The sequence below is a fragment of the Flavobacterium cheonanense genome (genome assembly GCF_039539185.1).
GTDB lineage: Bacteria > Bacteroidota > Bacteroidia > Flavobacteriales > Flavobacteriaceae > Flavobacterium > Flavobacterium cheonanense.
On record NZ_BAABCT010000006.1, the window covers coordinates 204,727 to 220,697 of the forward strand.

A 15,971-nucleotide genomic window follows, 5' to 3' on the forward strand; every position below is an offset into this window, starting at 1 on the left:
AATAAGTTAATTTTAACTTTACTTTAGGAAATCAAAACACAAAAAAAGCCTCGAAAATTTCGAAGCTTTACTTTATTTAGAAATATCTTACAAACCGTGGCTGTTCTCTGGCTTTTCATCTTCAACATTTAGCATTTCCCAAAGTTTGTCTTTTAATTCAGTCAAACCTTGTTGTGCAACAGATGAAATGAACATATAAGGAATTCCGAGTTTGGATTTATCTAAAAGTTGTTTCATTTCGGCTTTTAATTCATCATCAAGCATATCGCATTTTGAGATTACTAAAAGTCTGTCTTTATCTAACATTTCTGGATTGTAACGACGTAATTCGTCTAATAGAATTTCGTATTCTTTTTTGATATCATCAGCATCAGCTGGAACCAAGAATAACAGCGTTGAATTTCTTTCGATATGACGCAAGAAATAATGTCCTAATCCTTTTCCTTCAGCTGCACCTTCAATGATTCCTGGAATATCTGCAATTACAAACGATTGAAACTCTCTGTAAGCAACAATTCCTAAATTAGGTTTTAAAGTTGTAAAAGGATAATCTGCAATTTTTGGTTTAGCTGAAGTTAAAACAGAAAGCAAAGTTGATTTTCCTGCATTAGGAAAACCTACTAAACCAACATCGGCAAGAACTTTTAATTCTAGAATAACATCCAATTCTGTTGAAGGCATTCCGGGTTGAGAATATCTTGGTGTTTGATTAGTTGAACTTCTAAAATGCCAATTTCCTAAACCTCCTTTTCCTCCTTGAGCCAAAATTCTTTCTTCTCCGTGTTCTGTAATTTCAAAAAGAATTTCTCCTGTTTCGATATCTTTTACAACGGTTCCAAGTGGTACTTCAACGTATTTATCTTCTCCATCGTGACCAGTACTTCTCGAACTTCCTCCATCGCCACCATGACCAGCACGCATGTGTTTTACAAATTTCAAATGGAATAAGGTCCAAAGGTTTTTGTTTCCTTTTATATAAACGTGTCCACCACGACCACCATCACCACCATCTGGACCGCCTTTTTCAATAAATTTTTCTCTATGTAAATGCGTAGAACCTTTTCCTCCTTTTCCGGAAGTAACATATATTTTTACGTAGTCTACAAAATTTCCTTCTGTCATTTTATTAGTGTTCAGTGTTCAGTGTTCAGTATTCAGTGATTTAGATTATCTAAAACAATACTTTCACCTTTCACTATTTATTTTTTCAATGAACAAATTCAATTCATCAGAAAACTGAGAACTGAGAACTGAACACTGAATACTTATTTAATTAATTTTAATATTGGTAACTAGAACTTTGTCAATTTTAACGCCATCCATATCTATTACTTCAAATTCTAGCTTGTTCCAAATAAGTTTTTGTCCTTGTTTTGGAATGATTCCTAACTCTGTTACGATTAATCCGCTTACGGTTGTTACTTCATAATCACCTATTAAATCGTCCATATCGAAATACGTTAGAAAATCGTGTAACGAATAATGTCCGTCAACCAACCAACTTCCGTCTTCGCGAGCAACAATTTTAAATTCATCTTCGTAGAAATCGGCAGCATCACCAACTAAGGCTTCTAGAATATCATTTAATGTAATAATTCCTTGAAAAACTCCGTGTTCATCGGTTACTAAAGCATAATGCACTTTAGAAATTTTAAAATTTTCAAGTGCTTTATAAGCTGAAGTATGTTCGATGAAATAAACTGGTTCTTTAGTTATTTTCTTCAAATCAAACTCACCACCTTTTTCAAAACTTACAAATAAATCTTTTAGAAGAACAATTCCTTCAACATCATCAAGATTGTCTTCACAAACTGGATAAAACGAGTGTAATTCGTCAAGAACTTTGTCTTTTATTTCTTGAACAGAATCTTCGTAAGACAAGTAAACAATAGAATTTCTGTGCGTCATTAACGAATTTACTTTTCTATCGCCAATGTGAAAAACGCGTTCCACAATATCATGTTCAATTTCTTGAATTTCTCCGCCTTCTGTACCTTCTTTAATAATTGCTTTGATTTCTTCTTCGGTTACTTTTCCGTCTGCAGTTGGTTTTATTTGCAATATTTTAAGTAAAAAATCTGTAGAAGTTGTTAGTAACCAAATAAACGGCATAGTAACTTTAGAAACAATTTTCATTGGAACAGCAACGGCTTTTGCAATTGATTCTGGATAATTTAATCCGATTCTTTTTGGTAATAATTCACCTAAAACTAAAGAGAAAAAAGTTAAAGTTACTACTACAATTCCAACTGCAATTGAATTGGCGTAAGGTTTTAATGATTCAAATGATGCTACAAAATTTTGAACATCGGTTGTTATTTTATCACCTGAATAAATACCGGTTAGAATTCCGATTAATGTGATTCCAATTTGAACTGTTGATAAAAATTCGTTTGGTGAATTTGCCAAGTCTAAAGCCGCTTTGGCATTGGCATTTCCTTTTTTAGCAGCCGTTTCTAATCGGTTTTTTCTTGCTGAAATCAATGCGATTTCTGACATTGAAAAAACACCATTTAAAATGATTAGAAAAAGTATTATTAAAATTTCCATAGTTTAAAATTACAAAAAAAGAGCATAAATCCCTATTATCGGAAATAGCTCCTTTTGTGAGTGCAAATATCTGAAAAAAAATTGAATGCTCGAAATTTATCTCCAAGTCAATTCTTTAGACTATAATTTATCGAAAATTTGATTCAATCGTTCGTTAACTTCCAAGATAGTTCCGATACCATTTACAGCGTGAAATTTACCTTGAGATTTGTAATAATCCATCAAAGGTGCTGTTTTTTGGTTGTATTCATCATAACGATTTCTGATTTTTTCTTCGTCTTGATCGTCTGGTCGTCCTGATGTTTTTCCTCTTTCTAATAAACGAGCTACAAGAATATTATCATCTGCTTCAAGTGCAACAGTAGCCGTAATATTTTGATTTTTAGATTCTAAAAATTTATCTAAAGCTTCTGCTTGTGCTAACGTTCTTGGGAAACCATCAAATAAAAATCCTGCCGAATATGGATTTTTATCAACTTCGCTTTGCAACATTTGAATGGTTACTTCATCTGGAACTAAATCGCCTTTGTCCATAAATGTTTTGGCTAATTTTCCTAAATCAGTATCATTTTTGATGTTAAATCTAAAAATATCTCCTGTTGAAAGATGTGTTAAATTGTATTTTTCTTTTAAAAATTCAGCTTGTGTGCCTTTTCCTGCACCTGGTTTTCCGAAAAGAACGATGTTGATCATTTTATAATTATTTTAAATTCCAAAATTTTAAATTCCAAATTCCAAAATTTGGAAAATCTTAATACTTAATACTCCAATCTTAATACTTGCTTATTGTGCTAATTGATAAACGTCTGCTAGGTTTCTTCCTAAACCATCGTAGTCTAAACCATATCCGACTATAAATTTGTTAGGAATTCTAATACCTACGTAATCAATTTTAATATCTTTTTTGTATGCTTCAGGTTTGAAGAATAAAGTTGCGATTTTTAAATGCTTTACTCCTTTTTCTTTAAAAATTGCTTTCAATTCTTCAATTGTATTTCCTGTATCTACAATATCTTCAACAATTACAACGGTTCTTCCTTCAAGGTTTTCGTTGATTCCGATTAGTTGTTTTACGTCATTTGTAGATTGTGTTCCTTCGTAAGAAGCCATTTTCATAAAACTCACTTCACACATTCCTCTGTAATGTTTCATCAAATCGGACATTACCATAAAGGAACCATTTAAAATCCCAACAAAAACTGGAACTTCATCAAAAAAATCGTCATCCATTTGTTTGGCCATATTTGCAATTGCAAAATCAATTTCTTCTGAAGAAATAAATGGCTCGAAAGTTTTATCGTGAAGATGTATCATTGTGTTGTTGTTTTAAAAAATAAAGGAGCAAATTTAGTGAAGTATTAAGTATTAAGTATCAAGTATTAAGATTTTTTTGTTAATTTAATATATTTACAAAATGAATGCAACTTATTACAATCAAATCGCTAAAAGCACAGCACATAGGAAAAGTAGAGATGACAATAAAGATTTCGTCTTTGCCAATCCTGATTATTTAAAGTATTTATTAGAAATTGCATTTAATAGTAAGGACAAAAATCACCATAAAGCGTGTTGGATTTTGGAATTGATATGTGAAGAAAAAATGGATTTATTTTTACCTTTTTTAGAAGATTTTTGCGAGACTTTACCTTATTATAAAAATGATTCTGCCATACGTTCGATTTCTAAAATTTGCTTATTTCTATCCAATTCTAAAAAATACACTTTGACCGAAAATCAAGAAGAAAAGATAATTGAGACTTGTTTAGATTGGTTGATTGAATCCAACAAAGCCGCAAATGCTGCATACACAATGCGAACTTTGTACAACCTCGGCAAAAAACATACTTGGGTTAATGATGAATTAAAAGTTTTACTTCAAAGAGATTGTAGTCACCAAACTCCTGCTTATAAATCGGCGGTGAAAGATATTTTGAAGCGATTAAAATAATTTTCAAATGTTTATCTTTGCGCAAACAACTACAACAACAAATGAATTATTTCTCATCCGATTTTAAGTTAGGAATTCTCGGTGGCGGACAATTAGGCAAAATGCTATTGACCGAAACTAGAAAATTCGATATACAAACTTTGGTTTTAGAACCAAGCGAAGAAGCTCCGGCAAGATACAGTTGCAATGCTTTTTATAAAGGAAGTTTGATGGATTATGACACCGTTTACCAATTTGGAAAAATGGTAAATTTGTTAACCATCGAAATCGAAAACGTAAATCTAGATGCTTTAGACGTTTTGGAATCAGAAGGATTACCAATATTTCCTTCACCAAAAACATTGCGTTTGATTCAGAATAAAGGTCGCCAAAAAGATTTTTATGTTGAAAATAACATTCCAACTTCACCTCATCAACGATTTGTCGATTTAAATGATTTGAGAAAATCTTTAGAAAAAGACGAATTAGAATTTCCTTTTGTATGGAAATGTGCTCAATTTGGTTACGATGGAAACGGCGTAAAAATAGTTCGCTCAACAATAGATTTAATTAATTTACCCGAAGTGGAATGCATTGCAGAACAAATGGTTCCGTTTAAAAATGAATTGGCTGTAATTGTTGCTCGATCAGTTTCTGGGGAAGTGAAAACCTATCCTGTGGTTGAAATGGAATTTCATCCCGAAGCCAATCAAGTAGAATATGTGATTTGTCCTGCACGAATTGACGAGAAAGTGGCTCAAAAAGCTACTGAAATTGCCTTAAAAGTTTCAGAAGCTTTCAATCACGTTGGATTATTAGCAGTAGAAATGTTTCAAACAGAAGACGATGAAATTTTGGTAAACGAAGTTGCTCCAAGACCACACAATTCGGGACATTATTCGATAGAAGCGAGTTATACTTCGCAATTTGAAAATCATTTGCGCGCTATTTTAGATTTACCTTTAGGAACCACAGCTAGCAAAGTTGCCGGAATTATGGTAAATTTGGTCGGCGAAGAAGGTTTTTCGGGTCAAGTGATTTACGAAAACATTGAAAAAATAATGGCAATTGATGGTGTAACACCACATATTTACGGTAAAAGAGAAACAAGACCTTTCAGAAAAATGGGACACGTTACAATAGTGAATGAGAATATGGTTGAAGCTAGGAAAGTTGCAGAGGAAGTTAAGAATAGTATTAGAGTGATTAGTGGTCAGTCGCAGTAATCAGTCACAGTTGGCAGATTTAAAAACCAAATAAACTTGAAACCTTAAACTTGAAACAAAAAAATAAATGAGTAAAGTAGCCATCATAATGGGAAGCATTTCGGATATGCCTGTAATGCAAGAAGCCATCGACATTTTAAAAGGATTTGACATCGAAACTGAGGTTGATATTGTTTCGGCACACAGAACACCAGAAAAATTATTTGATTTTAGTAAAAACGCCCACACTCGCGGTATTTCAGTAATTATTGCTGGTGCTGGTGGCGCGGCTCATTTACCTGGAATGGTTGCTTCAATGTCTCCACTTCCTGTAATTGGAGTTCCTGTAAAATCTAGTAATTCTATTGATGGTTGGGATTCGGTTTTATCGATTCTTCAAATGCCTGGTGGCGTTCCTGTTGCAACAGTTGCGTTAAACGGATCAAAAAATGCCGGAATTCTAGCAGCACAAATCATTGGAAGTCATGATAATTGTGTACTTGACAAAATAATTTTCTATAAAGAAAGTCTGAAAGAAGCTGTAAACAAAGCTGCATCTGAATTGAAAAAATAAAATTAAATCATTAAGAGATTAAGAAAAATTAAGATTTTGGTTAGCCTTTTTTCTTAATGATACTTAATCTCTTAATGGTTAAAAAATATAAAAACAAATTGTTATAATGAAAATCTTAACCTCAATATTCAACACCAAACATAACACCGCACCTTTTTCGCAAATAAAACTAGAAGATTACAAACCTGCTTTTATCGAAAATATCGCAAAAGCAAAAGCCGAAATTGATGCAATAATTACAAATTCTGAAGCTCCAACATTTGAAAATACTATTGTTGCTTTAGATTTTTCTGGCGAACAATTGGATAGATTGTCATCGATTTTCTTCAATTTGAATTCGGCAGAAACTTGTGACGAAATGCAAAAAATCGCTCAAGAAGTTTCTCCGTTGTTGACTGAATTTAGTAATGATATCGCTTTAAATGAAGATTTATTCAAACGAGTAAAAGCAGTTTACGATCAAAAAGATTCGTTAACTTTAACTACTGAACAAGCAACATTATTAGATAAAAAATTTAAAGGATTTTCTAGAAATGGAGCTTTATTGAATGAAGAAGACAAATTAAAATTACGTGAAATTGATACCGAATTAGCCAAAATAAAATTGACTTATGGCGAAAATGTTTTGGCAGAAACCAATAATTATCAACTGCATATAACTAACGAAGAAGATTTAAAAGGTTTGCCTGATGGTGCTAAAGAAATGGCAGCAAGTTTGGCAAAATCAAAAGAATTGGAAGGTTGGGTTTTTACTTTAGATTTCCCAAGTTATTTGCCTTTTGTGACTTATGTTGAAAATCGTGAATTACGCAAAGAAATCGCAATTGCAGCCGGAAAAAAATCATTTCAAGATAACGAATTTGACAACAAAGAAAACGTGAAACGTATTGTTGAATTACGTCATAAACGAGCTAATTTATTAGGATACAAATCGCATTCTGATTTTGTTTTGGAAGAACGAATGGCTCAAAATCCTGAAAAAGTACTTTCTTTTTTGAATGATTTATTAGAAAAAGCAAAACCTGCTTCCCAAAAAGAATTTGCACAACTAACAGCTTTCGCAAAAGAATTAGACGGAATTGAAAAATTGGAAAAATGGGATGGTGCTTATTATTCAGAAAAATTGAAACAAAAACTATTCAACTTTGATGATGAGATTTTAAAACCGTATTTCAAGTTAGAAAATGTTTTAAATGGAGCTTTTACTATCGCTGAAAAACTATTCGGAATCACATTCAAAGAAGTTTTTGATATAGACAAATACCATGAAGATGTGCAAACTTTTGAAGTTTTAGACTTTGAAGGAAATTTAGTTGCCATTTTCTATTCCGATTTTTTTCCAAGAAAAGGAAAACGAAATGGCGCTTGGATGACTTCTTATAAATCGCAAGCAGTGAAAAATGGAATTAATGAAAGACCACACGTTTCTATCGTTTGTAATTTTACTCCACCAACAGAAACGAAACCTTCACTCCTAACCTTCAATGAAGTAACAACATTATTCCACGAATTTGGTCATGCGTTACATGGAATGTTAGCCAACACAACCTATCCAAGTTTATCTGGAACTTCTGTTTATTGGGATTTTGTGGAATTACCAAGTCAAGTGATGGAAAATTGGTGTTACGAACCAGAAGCATTGGCTTTATTTGCTAAACACTACGAAACAGGTGAAATTATTCCGCAAGAATATGTAGAAAAAATCAAAGAAAGTGCGAGTTTCTTAGAAGGAATGGCAACGTTACGTCAATTGAGTTTCGGTATTTTAGATATGACGTATCACGGAAAATCTCAAACAATTGCTGATGTAAAAGCTTTTGAAAAACAAGCTATGGAAGGCACAAGTTTATATCCTGATGTAGCTGAAAATTGCATGAGTACTTCGTTTTCACACATATTCCAAGGTGGCTATTCTTCTGGATATTACAGTTACAAATGGGCAGAAGTTTTAGATGCTGATGCTTTTGCTTATTTCCAAGAAAAAGGAATTTTCAATAAAGAAGTGGCCACTAAATTCAAAGACAACGTACTTTCAAAAGGAGGCACCGAATTACCAATGGAATTATATAAAAAATTTCGTGGTCAAGAACCAAAGGCTGATGCGTTGTTGAAACGAGCTGGGTTGTTATAAAATACGAGGTTCGAAATACAAAGTACGAAATATAGAAAATGACCGAAGTTAAAGCTTCGGTTACTTTTTAAAATAAACTTTCATTTTTTTTTGAAACTTTAAAAACTTTTATATATCTTTGTACTATCAAAATGAAATAACCATCAAAATGGAATTCAAAGAAGCTAAAAATAAATTTGTTCAAACTTGGGGTGCATTAGGTAGTCAATGGGGAATTAACAAAACCATGGCTCAAATTCATGCGCTTTTGATGGTTTCACACGAAGCAGTTTCGATGGAAGACATTATGGAAGAATTGCAAATTTCTCGAGGAAATGCTTCAATGAATTTAAGAGCATTAATGGATTGGGGAATAGTTTATAAAGAATACAAAGCTGGTGAAAGACGCGAATATTTTACAGCAGAAAAAGATTTGGATGAATTAGCTGTAAAAATTTCAAGAGAACGTAGCAAACGAGAAATCAAACCTGCATTGAAAGTATTAAAAGAAGTTTCATCAATAACATCAGATAATACTGCCGAAGAAAAACATTTTGTAGATCAAACTACTAAATTGTATGATTTTGTTCTAAAAGCAGATAATATGTTGGACAAAATGACCGAATACAAAGACAATTGGTTGGCAAAATTAGTCGTTAAAATTATGAAATAAGAGTAAAAAAATTTAATCAAAACTTTCATTTTTTTCTGAAAGTTTAAAACAATTAAGAAATCATGGAAATTCCTCTAAAAATAATAAGAATAATCAATGGCATTGCCTTACTGTTTCTGATTTTTGGCGCTTATGGATTAGCAATCACAGGTGCTATTCAAGTCTTTGCAGCACTACTCTTTTTCCTTATTTTCCCTAAGAACAAATTGATTTATATCTATTTTGCTTTAGTAATCACATTCTTTTTAATTTGGGACAGAAGTTCAATGGATTGGCTATTCTCAATACCTATCTTTCTACTTTTTTTCTTGACTTATATTATTCACTTTCAAAAAATTAAATTATGAGCTTCCTAACCGCAGAATGGAATGATTTAGCGATGTTTAATTACGAAATCGATCCAAAAATTTTAGAAAATTATGTTCCAAAAGGCACTGAACTCGATTTATGGAATGGCAAATGTTACATCAGTTTAATCGGATTTATGTTTGAAAACGTAAAAGTTTTAGGAATCAAAGTTCCATTTCATGTGAATTTTGAAGAAGTCAATTTGCGATTTTATGTAAAACGATTCGAGGATGGAATTTGGAAACGAGGCGTTGTATTCGTTAAAGAAATTGTTCCAAAACATGCCGTCACAATTATTGCTAATACTTTATACAACGAACATTATCAAACGTTGAAAATGCGTCACTCAAGAACTGAAAATGAAATATCAAAAAGGTTTCAATACGAATGGTTTAAAGATTCTAAATGGAATACGATTACAATGACTACCGAGAAAAATTCGATTCCAATTGAAGAAAACTCCGAAGCTGAGTTTATAACCGAACATTATTTTGGCTACACAAAATTCAATAAAAATAAAACAATCGAATACGAAGTTACGCATCCAAGTTGGAAACAACTAAAAGTAATCGATTCAAAAATTGATGTAGATTTCGAAAGTATTTATGGTAAAGATTTCAAATTTTTAGAGGATATAAAACCATCATCTGAATTTCTCGCTTTAGGTTCAAAAATCACCATTGAAGGTAAAAAAACTATAAGATGAAAACACTTGCAAACCAAACCTTGTTATTTGACGAAGATTGTCCACTTTGTCGTGTGTATACTTCTGGTTTTATAAAAGCTGGAATGTTGGACGAAAACGGCAAGAAACCCTATTGTCAATTATCTGCTGAAGAGCAAAATTTTATTGATGTCAAACGTGCTTCTAACGAAATTGCATTAGTAGATAACGAGAACAAAACAGTAATTTATGGAATAGACAGCTTACTAAAAGTTATCGGATTTTCATTTCCTTGGATGGAGAAAATCGGAAATTTAAAACCAATAAAATACTTTCTGAAAAAATTGTATTCCTTCATTTCTTACAATCGAAAAGTAATCATACCAAGTAAAATTAAACAAGAAATCAAGTTGCAATGTGTTCCTGATTTTAATTATAAATATCGAATATTGTACATTTTGTTTGCAATAGCAACATCAAGTTTACTAATAAATAAATTCAACGATAATTTTGTATTTTCAAAAACACTATTATTGACAACTGTTCTACTATTGATTCAAAACATTCTAATATTAAAATTCACAAAAGAAATTGTACTTAATTATCTGGGTAATTTTACAACCAGCATTCTGTTTGGATCACTTCTTTTACTACCAATTATTATTTTAAAATCATTTGTGAATCTTCCAGAAATTACTTTTCAAATCTATTTTTACTTTATAATTTCAATCACAATAATTGAAATCGTAAGAAGAATACAAATCATGAAATCTAACCTAAAATGAACATAACAATCCCAAACTGGCTGATTATACTTAGTGGAATTGGTCAAATTTTTACAGCGCTAATTTATCCTTACATCCGTCATCAAGTTTTTGATTGGTATAATGATGTAAAACAACTCAAACCACTTAATCAAGAAATTGCAAAAACCTACGGAAGATATATTCAAGGACTGAACTTTTCTTTCGGCATAATAGCAATTTTATTCACAAACGAATTAAAAGAACAATCGGCTTTAGCTGTTACTTTAACAGGATTAATTGCAGCTTATTGGGTTGGAAAAGTTGCTACACAAATTGCCTATTATCCAATGTATGAAATCCCAAAAAGAACATTATTTAAAGTTGGAAGTTATTTTATGAATACACTTTTTGTTCTTTTTGCAATAGTAAACACATTACTTTTTATTCATAATTTAATTGGACATTATAAATTGTAAAATTATGAATTGGAGTTACTTATTTAAGCATTGAATTGGAACAATTTTTATTTCACCATTTGTTCTAGAGTTATTTTGCATTTTCAATCAAAATTTAAAAAGCGTTGTTGGATTAGTCGAAGTATATCCAATCACAATTATTTTTAGTCTAATTTTCTCTACCCCAACACACGTCTTGTATGGCTTTCTATATTACTTTCTTGGAAAAAAGAACATAGATTTAAAATTATCAAAATTTATATTGATACTATTTTATGCAATTGGAATAATTATTTCCTTTGCTTTAATATTTGGAATTGATGAAGTAGAATTAATTTCAGCCTATTTATTAACTTCAATTTTCATTGGCTTATTATTTAAATTAAAAAGATAAAATGACCACAATAAACCTTTCAACCAAAATTAAAGCATCCAAACAAGTTATTTTCGACTTATCAAGAAACATCGATATTCATAAATTATCCACAGCAAAATCTAACGAAACGGTTATTGACGGAGTAACTTCTGGTTTGATAAATGTAAACGAAACCGTTACTTGGCGTGGCAAACATTTCGGATTTTATTTAACGCACAAAAGCATTATTTCTGCGATGAACCTTTATGATTATTTTGTGGATGAAATGGTCGAAGGTAAGTTTAAATCCTTCAAACACGAACATTCATTTATCGATGGAAACGGCTTTGTAATGATGATTGATAAAATACAATATCAAACGCCGTATGGTATTTTTGGAAAATTATTTGATTTACTTATACTGAAAAAACATTTAACCAATTTTATTACTGAACGAAACAGCGTTTTAAAAGAATTAGCCGAAAACCACTAAAAACAACCACCAAAATATAGGAATACTTTCAACCCAAAATGAAGCATAATATCTAGGCCGATTTTCATTTGAAAACAACAAAAACACAATCGTTGTGATTGCCAAAGCCAATTTCAAAGCTAAAAATTCGATTCTAAAATCAGACGATAGAAATTCTAACAACACGAATAAAATCATCAATACAACTCCAACTCGCTTCGTTTTTAAAACTCCAATCTGTTGCGGAACGGTTTTCAAATACGGATCATCCAACTTCAAATCGATGATTTCAAAGATTAATATCAATACAAAAATCAATATAAATCGTTGTGCTGCGACCAAGAAAACATAATTTGTAAAGGGCAAATAGTTATTAATTATAGGAAGAAAAAGCGTCACACCAACCCAACAAAAAGCCACAATATAAATTTTAAATCCAGCCCAATTTCGAGCATTTTTTTTGTTGGGAAAGAACGGTAAAGTATATAACAATGTTATGGCGAGAAATACAAAACCAATGATTTGTGTGGTTTTTTGTAGTTGAAAAAAATAATATCCAGTAACTATCAAAGATAGAAAACTCAAAAAGGCAATTCCTTTTAATTGAAGCGACATTTGTACTTTTTTTGTTCTCGCTAAAGCATCATATTTTACAAAATTATAACCCACAATTGTTCCAAAAAAAGCAAAGTAAGAAGTCGCAAAATCATTAGAAATGGTAAACAAAATTTGCGTCAACTGCACCAAAGCATAAACAGACAAAGCCACATGAATGCTTGAATTGATGTAAAAACCGAAAAGTTTTCTAAAAAATCGCATGCTACAAAACTAATCATTATGTTAATAAACCTTGTTTTTAGTTAACAATTTCTCAAAATATTACCCTTTGTTTAACTTAAAAATAAAAGTTTAATAATTACTTTTGTTGCTTAAATCTGAACTCGATTCAGATTCTAAACAACACACAAACTTTATATATATAATTATTTAAATGAAAACAGACTCATTTGCATTACGCCACATAGGTCCACGTGAGAACGACCTACAACATATGTTTAAAACCATAGGAGTAGAAAGTCTTGACCAGTTAATTTATGAAACTGTGCCAGACAATATCCGTCTAAAAAAAGACTTGGATTTAGATGCTCCAATGACTGAATATGAATACCTAACGCACATTCAAGAATTAGGAAAGAAAAATAAAGTTTTCAAATCGTATATTGGTTTGGGATATCATCCAGCAATTGTACCTGCGGTTATTCAGAGAAATATTTTTGAAAATCCAGGATGGTACACAGCTTATACACCTTATCAAGCTGAAATTGCTCAAGGTCGTTTGGAAGCTATTTTGAATTATCAAACTACGATAATTGAATTAACTGGAATGGAAATTGCAAACGCATCACTTCTTGATGAAGGAACTGCAGCTGCTGAAGCAATGGCTTTATTATTTGATGTTCGTACACGTGATCAAAAGAAAAACAATGCTAGTAAATTCTTCGTTTCTGAAGAAATTTTACCTCAAACTTTATCGGTTTTACAAACACGTTCAACTCCAAAAGGAATCGAATTAGTAATTGGAAATCACGAAACATTTGATTTTTCTACTGACTTTTTCGGAGCGATTTTACAATATCCAGGAAAATTTGGTCAAGTAAATGACTATGCCAATTTTATAGCAAAAGCTCATGAAAAAGAAATAAAAGTGGCTGTAGCATCAGATATTTTATCATTAGTGAAATTAACACCTCCAGGAGAAATGGGTGCTGATGTAGTAGTTGGAACTTCACAACGTTTCGGAATTCCGATGGGTTATGGCGGACCACATGCTGCTTTTTTTGCAACTAAAGAAGAACACAAACGTTCGATGCCAGGAAGAATCATTGGCGTTACAATAGACGCTAACGGAAATCGTGCCTTGAGAATGGCTTTAGGAACTCGTGAGCAACACATCAAACGTGAAAAAGCAACTTCTAATATTTGTACAGCTCAAGTTTTATTAGCTGTTATGGCTGGAATGTACGCCGTTTTTCATGGACCAAAAGGTTTGAAATATATAGCTAATAAAGTTCATGCTTCTGCTGTAACTTTATCAGATGCTTTAAACAAATTGGGCGTTTATAATGTAAATACTTCTTTCTTTGATACAATTTCTGTAAAAGCTGATGCTTTAAAAGTAAAAGCAATTGCAGAAAAACATGAAGTTAATTTCTTTTATATAGATGGTGAAACCATTTCAATATCAGTAAACGAAACAACTTCAATTTCAGATTTGAATCAAATCATTGCCGTTTTTGCAGAAGCAACAGGCAAAGAAAGTTTCAAAGTTTCTGAATTATCTTCAACTAATAACATTCCATCATCATTAGAAAGAACTTCAACTTTCTTAACGCATGATGTTTTCAATAGTCATCATTCTGAAAGTCAGTTGATGCGTTATATCAAAAAATTAGAACGTAAGGATTTATCGTTAAATCATTCCATGATTTCATTAGGTTCATGTACGATGAAATTGAACGCTGCAGCCGAAATGCTACCATTATCAATGGCAAATTGGAACAGTATTCATCCATTTGCTCCAATTGAACAAGCGGAAGGCTACCAAATTATGCTTAAAAAATTAGAGCATCAATTGAATGTAGTTACAGGTTTTGCAGGAACAACTTTACAACCAAATTCAGGTGCGCAAGGAGAATACGCAGGTTTGATGGCAATTCGTGCTTATCATTTATCTCGTGGTGATGATCACAGAAATGTGTGTTTGATTCCATCATCTGCTCACGGTACTAATCCAGCTTCGGCAGCGATGGCAGGAATGCAAATTATCGTAACCAAAACAATGGAAAACGGTAATATTGATGTAGAAGATTTAAGAGCAAAAGCCATCGAACATAAAGATAATTTATCAGCGTTAATGGTAACTTATCCTTCAACACATGGTGTTTTTGAAAGCGCTATTTGCGAAATCACAGAACTTATTCATGAAAATGGTGGTTTAGTTTATATGGATGGTGCAAACATGAATGCACAAGTTGGATTAACAAATCCGGCAACAATTGGTGCTGATGTTTGTCACTTGAACTTACACAAAACATTCGCTATTCCTCATGGTGGCGGTGGACCAGGTGTTGGACCAATTTGTGTAAACGAAAAATTAGTTCCGTTTTTACCAACCAATCCAATTATTCCTACTGGTGGAGATCAAGCGATTACGGCTATTTCTGCCGCGCCTTATGGTTCGGCATTAGTTTGCTTAATTTCTTATGGATATATATCTATGTTAGGTTCAGAAGGAGTTACAAATGCAACAAAATATGCAATTTTGAATGCCAATTATATGAAAACGCGTTTAGAATCGCACTATCCAGTTTTATATTCAGGAGAAATGGGAAGAGCAGCTCACGAAATGATTTTAGATTGTAGAGCTTTCAAAGAAAAAGGAATTGAAGTTACCGATATTGCAAAACGTTTAATGGATTATGGTTTCCACGCACCAACAGTTTCTTTCCCAGTAGCAGGAACTTTGATGATTGAACCAACAGAATCAGAAGATTTAGCGGAATTGGATCGTTTTTGTGATGCCATGATTTCAATTAGAAAAGAAATTGAAGCTGCAACTAAAGAAGAAACTAACAATGTATTGCACAATGCACCACATACATTAAACATGTTAACTGCCGATACTTGGGTTTTCCCATACACTAGAGAACAAGCTGCCTATCCATTGGATTATATTGCTGAAAATAAATTTTGGCCAAGTGTTCGTCGTGTAGATGATGCTTATGGTGATAGAAATTTAGTTTGTAGCTGTGCTCCTATTGAAGCATATATGTAAATTGTAAGTACGAAGTACAAAATCAGAAATACGAAGTTTAAAGGTTTCAAATTAATT

Annotated in this window: 16 protein-coding genes; 11 read left to right on the forward strand and 5 right to left on the reverse strand. The window is 32.0% G+C overall.

The annotated features are described in order from the left end of the window. Window positions 1-87: 87 nt before the first annotated feature. The 4 genes from obgE to hpt form a co-directional block, all read right to left on the reverse strand. A complete protein-coding gene (gene obgE / locus ABD766_RS11915; RefSeq protein WP_344816894.1) occupies window positions 88-1,122 on the reverse strand; it encodes a GTPase ObgE in 1,035 nt (344 codons plus the stop codon). Window positions 1,123-1,269: 147 nt separating this feature from the next. Then, window positions 1,270-2,499 carry a hemolysin family protein gene (locus ABD766_RS11920; protein ID WP_425556583.1) on the reverse strand — a complete coding sequence of 410 codons (1,230 nt, stop codon included), beginning with the start codon at window positions 2,497-2,499 and terminating at the stop codon, window positions 1,270-1,272. A 171-nt stretch (window positions 2,500-2,670) separates the two neighbouring features. Continuing rightward, window positions 2,671-3,243, reverse strand: coding sequence for an adenylate kinase (locus tag ABD766_RS11925; protein WP_344816896.1), 573 nt, complete (start codon window positions 3,241-3,243; stop codon window positions 2,671-2,673). Between the two features lie 90 nt (window positions 3,244-3,333). Continuing rightward, the gene (gene hpt / locus ABD766_RS11930; protein WP_344816897.1) at window positions 3,334-3,864 is read right to left on the reverse strand and encodes a hypoxanthine phosphoribosyltransferase; all 531 of its coding nucleotides are present in this window, start codon (window positions 3,862-3,864) and stop codon (window positions 3,334-3,336) included. Between the two features lie 100 nt (window positions 3,865-3,964). Between hpt and ABD766_RS11935 the strand changes: the two genes are divergently transcribed. The 10 genes from ABD766_RS11935 (at window position 3,965) to ABD766_RS11980 (ending at window position 12,100) form a co-directional block, all read left to right on the forward strand. Then, entirely contained in the window at window positions 3,965-4,498 is a 534-nt protein-coding gene (locus ABD766_RS11935; protein WP_344816898.1) for a hypothetical protein, read from the forward strand. Window positions 4,499-4,539: 41 nt separating this feature from the next. Next, on the forward strand, window positions 4,540-5,703 hold the full coding sequence (locus ABD766_RS11940; protein ID WP_344816933.1) for a 5-(carboxyamino)imidazole ribonucleotide synthase: 1,164 nt from the start codon (window positions 4,540-4,542) through the stop codon (window positions 5,701-5,703). Between the two features lie 67 nt (window positions 5,704-5,770). Next, window positions 5,771-6,256, forward strand: coding sequence for a 5-(carboxyamino)imidazole ribonucleotide mutase (purE, locus tag ABD766_RS11945; RefSeq protein WP_344816899.1), 486 nt, complete (start codon window positions 5,771-5,773; stop codon window positions 6,254-6,256). A 106-nt stretch (window positions 6,257-6,362) separates the two neighbouring features. Beyond that, complete coding sequence (locus tag ABD766_RS11950) at window positions 6,363-8,387, forward strand: M3 family metallopeptidase (RefSeq protein ID WP_344816900.1); 2,025 nt, start codon at window positions 6,363-6,365, stop codon at window positions 8,385-8,387. Window positions 8,388-8,535: 148 nt separating this feature from the next. Next, window positions 8,536-9,039: a GbsR/MarR family transcriptional regulator gene (locus tag ABD766_RS11955; RefSeq protein WP_035125619.1), complete on the forward strand. Its 504-nt coding sequence runs from the start codon at window positions 8,536-8,538 to the stop codon at window positions 9,037-9,039. A gap of 62 nt (window positions 9,040-9,101) precedes the next feature. After that, window positions 9,102-9,386, forward strand: a complete 285-nt coding sequence (locus ABD766_RS11960) for a hypothetical protein (RefSeq protein ID WP_344816901.1) — start codon at window positions 9,102-9,104, stop codon at window positions 9,384-9,386. Beyond that, on the forward strand, window positions 9,383-10,093 hold the full coding sequence (locus ABD766_RS11965) for a YqjF family protein (RefSeq protein WP_344816902.1): 711 nt from the start codon (window positions 9,383-9,385) through the stop codon (window positions 10,091-10,093). The genes ABD766_RS11960 and ABD766_RS11965 overlap by 4 nt, the downstream gene beginning before the upstream one ends. Then, window positions 10,090-10,836: a thiol-disulfide oxidoreductase DCC family protein gene (locus ABD766_RS11970; protein ID WP_344816903.1), complete on the forward strand. Its 747-nt coding sequence runs from the start codon at window positions 10,090-10,092 to the stop codon at window positions 10,834-10,836. The genes ABD766_RS11965 and ABD766_RS11970 overlap by 4 nt, the downstream gene beginning before the upstream one ends. Next, window positions 10,833-11,273 (forward strand): hypothetical protein, encoded by a 441-nt coding sequence (locus ABD766_RS11975; RefSeq protein ID WP_344816904.1) that lies wholly within the window; start codon window positions 10,833-10,835, stop codon window positions 11,271-11,273. The genes ABD766_RS11970 and ABD766_RS11975 overlap by 4 nt, the downstream gene beginning before the upstream one ends. Before the next feature lie 374 nt (window positions 11,274-11,647). Continuing rightward, complete coding sequence (locus tag ABD766_RS11980) at window positions 11,648-12,100, forward strand: SRPBCC family protein (RefSeq protein WP_344816905.1); 453 nt, start codon at window positions 11,648-11,650, stop codon at window positions 12,098-12,100. Here ABD766_RS11980 and ABD766_RS11985 read toward each other — a convergent pair. Further along, on the reverse strand, window positions 12,083-12,898 hold the full coding sequence (locus ABD766_RS11985; RefSeq protein ID WP_344816906.1) for a UbiA prenyltransferase family protein: 816 nt from the start codon (window positions 12,896-12,898) through the stop codon (window positions 12,083-12,085). The genes ABD766_RS11980 and ABD766_RS11985 overlap by 18 nt on opposite strands. 172 nt (window positions 12,899-13,070) lie before the next feature. Between ABD766_RS11985 and gcvP the strand changes: the two genes are divergently transcribed. Beyond that, window positions 13,071-15,914 (forward strand): aminomethyl-transferring glycine dehydrogenase, encoded by a 2,844-nt coding sequence (gene gcvP, locus ABD766_RS11990; protein WP_344816907.1) that lies wholly within the window; start codon window positions 13,071-13,073, stop codon window positions 15,912-15,914. The last annotated feature ends 57 nt before the right edge of the window (window positions 15,915-15,971 follow it).